General features: G+C 47.1%; 2 protein-coding genes. Both read left to right on the forward strand.

All coding sequences use genetic code 11. From position 1 onward, the window contains the following. Window positions 1-510: hypothetical protein (locus VZ95_RS26160; RefSeq protein ID WP_045777316.1), on the forward strand; the 510-nt coding region annotated here is incomplete at its 5' end. 125 nt (window positions 511-635) lie between these two features. Further along, entirely contained in the window at window positions 636-950 is a 315-nt protein-coding gene (locus VZ95_RS19350) for a hypothetical protein (RefSeq protein ID WP_045777317.1), read from the forward strand. Window positions 951-976 lie beyond the last annotated feature (26 nt).

Genomic DNA, 976 nt, shown 5'->3' on the forward strand with positions numbered 1-976 from the left:
GCAACCCTAAAGGAAGCCGAAGCCAAAACAGATGAAGTAGAAGCCGAAGCTAAGAGGCGCGATCAAAAAAATGAACCCGTTTACGCGTTACTTCGTAAGAATGGACAAGTTGTCGGTGCAATATACCGCGACGGCTTAGGCGAGTATGTAGGAAATGAGATCGGGCAATTTTGGGGAAGATCGGAAACCGCTGAGCAAATCGCAAATCGAGCGAAGCAAGCTAATATCGATGGGTTAACAATTGAAGTTTTTGGGAACTCTGATATGGGGCCAACGCGCTCACAAACCAGTGCAATGATGAGCAACACGCTCGGAAAAAACAAACAGCCAAAAGTAAGATCAGAAATAAATAACGAGAAAAATGATATATTTGAAATGACCAAAATATTCAAACAAAAAATAGAAGAAGAACGAAAATCATTTCAGAGCGAGACTCCTTCCGAGCACGAAACAACCGCCGAACGTTGGCAGCGGAACATTGATTGGTTCAAGACCGATCACTCCGCCTGAAGCCCTCCTTCGAGAGATTGTATCCTGCTTGTGGTGATAGGAGCCCCCCATGACCGCCGATATACGAACGATCAGCCCCCGCAGCAGTTGGCCGACTGTGCCGAAAAAACGTCGCTAAAGACGCTATGGAAACGACGGCACGGCTGGAAGCACAACGGGCCGAGGTCGAAGCCGACGCGGCGCGGCGCAATGTTGGCAACCAGCCCGTCTATGCTCTCATCTATAAAGACGAGCGCATAATTGGATATATCGAGCAATCGGGCCAATGGATCATGGATGATCCAAGTGTTAATGTTTTCGATATTGCCCAATCGACAGGCTTTCAAAATCCTCAGAAAATGTCTGATTGGATTGAAAAGAATATGAGCGGCATTACCGTCAAGAAATTTTCGGCGGGAGAAAAAAGTGCCAACCGCGATTCAAGCAAGTTACATGGTTGATAATGGCCGTGGCGTCGGAACAAAAA

The organism is Elstera litoralis (genome assembly GCF_000963705.1).
Lineage (GTDB): Bacteria > Pseudomonadota > Alphaproteobacteria > Elsterales > Elsteraceae > Elstera > Elstera litoralis.

Coding starts and splice junctions, on each gene's coding strand:
- VZ95_RS19350 (WP_045777317.1), top strand. CDS start 636: ATGGAAACGACGGCACGGCTGGAAGCACAACGGGCCGAGGTCGAAGCC.